The following is a 6,140-nucleotide window of genomic DNA, read 5'->3' on the forward strand; positions in this document are numbered from 1 at the left end:
AATTGAGTCTCGACTGGATCTACTACGCGATCTCGTGGATCCTGCTGGCCTGGCACTCGGCCTGGGACGCCATCGGCATTCCGGACACTGCGGTCCTCGGCACCAACTGGGCGTGGATCCTCGCCGTCATCTTCCTGGTGGTCACGGTCCGGGTGATCCTTTTCCCGGTCTTCGTCAAGCAGATCAAGTCGCAGCGGGCGATGCAGGCGCTCCAACCGCAGGTGAAGGCGCTCCAGGAGAAGCACAAGGGTGACCGGGAGACGCTCCAGAAGGAGATGATGGAGCTCTACCGGAAGGAAAAGGCCAACCCGCTCATGGGCTGCCTTCCGATGTTCCTCCAGATCCCGGTCTTCCTCGGTCTCTTCCACGTCCTGCGCCGCCTGAATCCGGACCCGGCGAAGAACAACAAGGACATCTACGGCTGGACCGTCGACCAGTTCAACAGCGCCTCGGACGCGACCCTCTTCACCGCTCCGATCGCCAGCAAGTTCGGCTCGACCGCGGAGGAGCTGGCGCAGCTCGGTGCCAACGGCACCGTCGTGAAGATCATGGCCGGTGTCCTGGTGCTGGTGATGATGGGCACCACGTACCTCACCAGCCGCCAGATGATCCTCAAGACGGGCTGGGCGGAGGACCCGCAGCAGCGCATGATCCAGCGCCTGATGCTCTACGGCATCCCGCTGTCCCTGCTGGTGTCCGGTGCCATCTTCCCGATCGGTGTGATCATCTACTGGGTCACCAACAACCTGTTCACCCTCGGGCAGCAACAGTGGGTGCTGCGCAAGTTCCCGCCGCCGGTGACCGCGACCAGCGGCAAGCCGGGCACCTCGGCGCGGAACGGGGCGCAGCCCGCGAAGAACGGTGGACTGTTCGGCCGGAGCAAGCCGGCTGCCGTGCCTCCGCCCCCGGCCGCGCCGAAGATCGCCGGTCCGAAGCCGGGTGCCAAGCCGGCCAACCCGAAGAAGGGCCGCCCCGCCAAGCGGCAGGGCTGAATCGTCCGGGCCGACGCCGGAAGACCGACGGCGGCCCGTTGCGCGCCGCGCTGCCGCCGTCTGGTCGGCGCCGGGACGCGAAGCGCCACGCGTGCAGTGGTGGACGGGCGAGACATGCCCTACAGACGTGCCCGTGGGCACCGGCGACCTCCCGCCGGCCGCGGGAAACCAGCGGACCCGAGGTCCGGCCGAGCGAGTACGGAGATGACACCGTGACCGACACCAGCATCCCCCGCGCCGAACAGCCCCTGGACGACGAGGAGCCGACCACGGCGGCTCCGGTCGAGAGCGAGCCGGAGGAGACCGACGCAGAAGCGGCGCCGAGCAAGGCTCCCGGCGAGAGCGACCTGTTCCGACAGAGCGAGATCGCGGCCGACTACGTGGAGGGGCTGCTCGACATCCTCGATTACGACGGTGACATCGACGAGTTGGTGTCGGGTGGCCGTCCGGTGGTCGAGGTCGTCGGTGGTCGCCTGCAGAACCTCGTCGGCCAGCGCGGTGCGACCCTCGAAGCACTTCAGGAACTGGCCCGGCTCGCGGTGTTCCGGCAGACCGGCTCGCCGAGCCGGCTGCTGCTTGACGTCGGCGGGTACCGGGCCAACCGGCGTAAGGAACTTGCCGCGGTCGCCCGCAACGCGGTCGAGAAGGTCAAGGAGCACGGTGAGCCGGTGCGGCTGGAGCCGATGTCCGCCTTTGAGCGTAAGTGCGTCCACGACGTGGTCAACGCGATCGACGGGGTGGAGAGCGAGTCCGAGGGCGTCGAGCCCAGCCGGCGCATCGTTGTCCGTCCCGCGGACTGACGGGTGAGGCAAGACGACGCCAGCGGTGTTGCCGCGTCCGGCCCGGGTGGTACGCCGCCCGGGCCGGCGGCTGTCCCGCCTCGGCCCACCACGGCGGTGCTGCCGGCCGAACTGGCCGAAGCGGCGAGCCGGCTCTTCGGCGTACGCCTCGACGTCGCTGCGGCCTACGCCGAACTGCTCGCGACAGACGGGGTGCTCCGAGGGCTGATCGGGCCACGTGAGGCCCCTCGGATCTGGGACCGTCACCTGCTGAACTGCGCGGCGGTGGCCGAGCTGATCCCACCGGGCACCTCCGTGCTGGACGTCGGATCGGGTGCCGGCCTTCCCGGTCTTGTGCTCGCCATCGCCCGGCCCGACCTGGCGATGACACTCATCGAGCCGTTGGCCCGTCGCACCCTCTTCCTCAACGAGGCGGTGGCGGCGCTCGGCCTGGCCGATTCCGTACGGGTGTTCCGTGGCCGAGCCGAGGAGGCGGTCGCGGAGGTTGAGCCGGGGGACGTGGTCACCGCGCGGGCGGTGGCACCGCTGGACCGGCTCGCGGGCTGGTGTCTGCCTCTCACCGGGATCGGCGGCCGACTACTCGCGCTGAAGGGCGCCTCGGCGGCGGAGGAGATCTCCGAGCACGCCGAGGCGGTGCACCGTCTCGGCGGCGGTCGACCCGTGGTGCGCCGGTGTGGTGAAGGCGTCGTGGATCCGCCGACCACGGTGGTCGAGATCGTGCGGGAGAGATCGGTCGGTCCGGCGGCCCGGACGTCTCCGGCGGCCCGGACGTCGTCCAGGAAGGCACGGTCCCGTCGCCGGTAGGCCGGAGCGCCCCACATCCGGGTCGCCCGGGTCGTCGACCGGGCTGACCTGGGCACGCACGTCGGGAACAGCCGGGTTGCTCGTCCCGCTGCGCGCGCCGCGATCGGCGCGTTACAAACCCGACGTGGACCGGCCGCGCCCGTGCGCCGTAGGCTGGCCGCGCGTCGATAGTGTGGAGCGGGCGGCGATGGATCTCCCTCCGGGGTTCGGCCGCTCCCACCGGGCGGTACCTCTGCGGAGAGCACGCGAGTGGCCCGGTTGACGGGTGCGGACCGACCATCCGAAGCGGGTAGGGATGACAGGTGCATGACGACGGCAGGTACGACGATCCGCGCGTGACCGGGGCAGCGGGTGACCCTGTTTCACGTGAAACCGAATATCCGAACTGGCGGCCCTCCGAGGTGCCGCAGAGCCCACCGGAACCCGGTCGGAACGCGCCGACGTCGGGTGTTCCGTGGTCGGGGGCCGGCGACGGACGCGACGGTACGGACGCGAGTGGCCGCCCGGTCAACGTGACCCCGGACGCGAGGGTGATCCCGATCCGCCGGAACACCTCCGCCTCCGCTCGGTTCGAGGCGGCGGCAGCGCACCACCCGACATCCGCAGGGGTGCCGGATCCTCGACCGGCTTCCGACACGCCCGCACCCGCGGACGAGTCCTATGCGTCAGCCGCGACCGAGACCGCGTACGTTTCACGTGAAACCCCGACGCGCGAAGAGGATGACCCACCGTTGGCAATGGAGGCGATGCGCGCCGTGCAGATCCTGAATCCCAGTGGCGAGGTGACCATGCCTCGGCCCGACCGGACCCGGGTCATGTGCGTCGCGAACCAGAAGGGCGGTGTGGGTAAGACCACGACCACGGTAAACCTCGCGGTGGCGCTGGCCCTGCACGGCAACCGGGTGCTCGTGGTCGACCTCGACCCGCAGGGCAACGCCTCGACCGGCCTCAACGTGCCACACCACACTGGCGTACCGGACGTCTACGACTGTCTGATCAACAGTGTGCCGCTGGAGGGCGTGACCCAGGCGGTGGAGGGCATTCCCAACCTCTGGTGTGTGCCGGCCACCATCGATCTCGCCGGAGCCGAGATCGAGCTGGTGTCAGTGGTGGCCCGCGAGTCGCGTTTGGACCGTGCCATCACCGCCTACCCGGGGCACTTCGACTACGTGTTCATCGACTGCCCGCCCTCGCTCGGCCTGTTGACCGTCAACGCGTTGGTGGCCGCGCAGGAGGTGCTCATTCCCATCCAGTGTGAGTACTACGCGCTTGAGGGGCTCAACCAGCTGATCAACAACATCAACCTGGTTCGTCAGCACCTCAACCCGCGGCTCGAGGTCTCGACGATCCTGCTCACCATGTACGACCGTCGTACCCGGCTCGCCGACGCGGTCGAGCAGGACGTCCGGAACCACTTCGGCGACAAGGTGCTCCAGGCGGTGATTCCGCGTAACGTGCGGGTCTCCGAGGCGCCTAGCTACGGCCAGTCGGTGATGACCTACGATCCCGGTTCGCGGGGCGCGACGAGCTACTTCGAGGCCGCGCAGGAGATTGCTGAGCGGGGCGTCAAGGAGCCGGTGAGCCGGAATGCGTAGTGCGGACGAGGCGCTGGGAGGCGTGGCATGAAGAACCGTCCACGGGGCGGTCTGGGGCGGGGCCTGGGGGCGCTGATTCCGACCGGGCCGGCGCCCAACGCTGGCGCTGGGGTCGGCACGCCGACGCCGGCAGTGAGCGGGTCGACGGCCGTGGCGACTCCGGCCCCGATGCCGGTGCCCGTTCCGGCCATCGAGCCTGACGAGACCCTGAGCCCGGTGCCCGGCGCGCGCTTCGCGGAGATCCCGGTCGACTCGATCGTGCCCAACCCGAAGCAGCCTCGTCAGGTCTTCGACGAGGAGGCCCTGGAGGAGCTGAAGACCTCCATCCAGGAGGTTGGTTTTCTCCAGCCGATCGTGGTGCGGCAACTCGATGGCGAGAAGTTCGAGCTCGTCATGGGTGAACGCCGGTGGCGTGCCGCCCAGGCGGTCGGTCGGGAGAACATCCCGGCGATCGTGCGCGACACCCGAGACGACGCCATGCTGCGGGACGCGCTGCTGGAGAACATCCACCGGGCGAACCTCAACCCGCTGGAAGAGGCGGCGGCCTATCAGCAGTTGCTGGAGGAGTTCGGGGCCACCCACGAGGAACTCGCCCGGCGCATCGGTCGCAGCCGGCCGCAGATCTCGAACACCATCCGGCTGATGAACCTGCCGGCACCGGTTCAGCGACGCGTGGCGGCCGGTGTCCTCTCCGCCGGGCACGCCCGAGCGCTGCTCAGCCTGGAGGACTCGGAGACCCAGGAGCAGCTGGCGCTGCGAATCGTCGCCGAAGGACTGTCGGTCCGGGCGACCGAGGAGATCGTCGCGCTCGCCCTCAACGACGGACCGGCCAAGAAGGAGTCGGCGAAGCGTCGGCCGAAGCCACACGCACCGGCGCTGACCGACCTCGCCGACCGTCTCTCCGACCGGTTCGACACCCGGGTGAAGGTCGACATTGGGCGGAGCAAGGGCAAGATCACGATCGAGTTCGCGACCGTCGACGACCTAGAGCGGATCGTGGGCATCATCGGAGTAGAGCCCGAAGACCCGGAGAACTGAACAACCGCACCGACAAGGCCACCTCGTCCCAGTGCGACGAGGTGGCCTCGTCGTCATCCGGGTAGCCGCGGCTAGACCGGGGCTTACCGCACGCGCCCAACGGCCGCCTTGCCCGACGTGCCCGGCTCAAGATATCTGGTGCTTGGTGCTTGGTGCTTGGTGCTTGGTGCTTGGTGCTTGGTGCTTGGTGCTTGGTGCTTGGTGCTTGCCGTGGCCGCTGGCGCTGCCGTAGCCGTTAGTTCGTGCCGCTCTCGCCGCCGCTCTGCTGCTGCCGCTGTCGCTACTACTGCGCGGCGCCGCCTTTGTGGTCCAGGTCGAGGCTCGACGCGGGGATTTCCGACTTGCGGCATGTCGGGCCCTCAGACCAGAGCTATAGGCGCGACATACCGCAAGTCGTGACCCGACTGTCGAGTCGGCCTGGACGGGCGTGGCTTCGGCGGGCACTGGGGTCGGCTCGAATGGAGGTCGACTCCGCCCTGGTGGAGGCCCGCCCTGGTGGAGGCCCGCCCTGGTGGAGGCCCGCCTAGACGGGGGCCCACCCAGACGGGCGCGGCCGGGTCAGCCACGACAGACACGCGCCAGACGGGCGTCGTCTGCGCCGGTCGCCGGCCGCGGCCTGCGCGGAAGGAAGCGGGCGACCCGACAGAGGCAGCGGACCGACAGTGCAGCGGACCGACGAAAGTCGCCCAGGAAGCTCATTCAGGCGCCGACACCCGCGCCGGATACCAACCCCTGGAGCGGCCGCCGAGGCAGCGGGCCGGGCACGGCCCTCTCAAGCGGGGCTAGAAGGGAGCGGCCCGGAAGGGAGCGGCCCGGAAGGGAGCGGCCCGGAAGGGAGCGGCCCGGAAGGGAGCGGCCCGGAAGGGAGCGGCCCGGAAGGGAGCGGCCCGGAAGGGAGCGGCCCGGAAGGG

5 protein-coding genes are annotated in these 6,140 nt (G+C 69.7%); all 5 read left to right on the forward strand.

Annotated elements, in window-relative coordinates:
- The first annotated feature begins 2 nt into the window (after nt 1–2).
- The 5 genes from yidC to AC2CHE_RS06950 all read left to right on the forward strand — a co-directional run bounded on the left by yidC (nt 3) and on the right by AC2CHE_RS06950 (nt 5,229).
- Nucleotides 3–992, forward strand: coding sequence for a membrane protein insertase YidC (yidC, locus tag AC2CHE_RS06930; RefSeq protein WP_484504051.1), 990 nt, complete (start codon nt 3–5; stop codon nt 990–992).
- Nucleotides 993–1,204: 212 nt separating this feature from the next.
- Entirely contained in the window at nt 1,205–1,792 is a 588-nt protein-coding gene (locus tag AC2CHE_RS06935; RefSeq protein WP_484504052.1) for a Jag family protein, read from the forward strand.
- Nucleotides 1,793–1,795: 3 nt separating this feature from the next.
- Complete coding sequence (rsmG, locus tag AC2CHE_RS06940; protein WP_484504053.1) at nt 1,796–2,596, forward strand: 16S rRNA (guanine(527)-N(7))-methyltransferase RsmG; 801 nt, start codon at nt 1,796–1,798, stop codon at nt 2,594–2,596.
- 302 nt (nt 2,597–2,898) lie between these two features.
- Complete coding sequence (locus AC2CHE_RS06945; RefSeq protein ID WP_484504054.1) at nt 2,899–4,191, forward strand: ParA family protein; 1,293 nt, start codon at nt 2,899–2,901, stop codon at nt 4,189–4,191.
- Between the two features lie 27 nt (nt 4,192–4,218).
- Entirely contained in the window at nt 4,219–5,229 is a 1,011-nt protein-coding gene (locus AC2CHE_RS06950; protein WP_484504055.1) for a ParB/RepB/Spo0J family partition protein, read from the forward strand.
- Nucleotides 5,230–6,140: the final 911 nt, after the last annotated feature.

It is taken from the genome of Micromonospora sp. ATLC16 (assembly GCF_057196645.1).

Bases quoted from the DNA above. Each gene is read 5' to 3' on its own strand.
- AC2CHE_RS06950 (WP_484504055.1), top strand. From the start codon at position 4,219: ATGAAGAACCGTCCACGGGGCGGTCTGGGGCGGGGCCTGGGGGCGCTG.